Genomic DNA, 301 nt, shown 5'->3' on the forward strand with positions numbered 1-301 from the left:
GGCGGCTGGCCGGGCGACAGGCGCAGCCGGGGAACACCCCTGGGGCCCGGCGCGGGGCCGGGCACGCGGCCGTCCGGGGCGACGGGGGGGCCAGGCTCCTGAACGGGTCGAGCGGCGTGGTGAGCCTCGGGCGCGGCGCGCTGCGCGAGCTCGGCCGGGCCGGCGACCTGCCGGCTGATCACCTGCGCCGACGAGCCCAGTTCCTCGGCCGCCGCGGCGACCGTAGTGACGTTGGAGGCGGCCTCCTCGGCCGCGGCCGCGACCGTGGTCGACTGGCTGGCGGTTTCCGTCGCCGTAGCGG

General features: G+C 80.1%; 1 pseudogene. It reads right to left on the reverse strand.

The features are described 5' to 3' along the window. Positions 1–301, reverse strand: a pseudogene (locus tag MKK88_RS30920) (hypothetical protein); the annotation flags it as partial.

It is taken from the genome of Methylobacterium sp. E-005 (assembly GCF_022829725.1).
Lineage (GTDB): Bacteria > Pseudomonadota > Alphaproteobacteria > Rhizobiales > Beijerinckiaceae > Methylobacterium.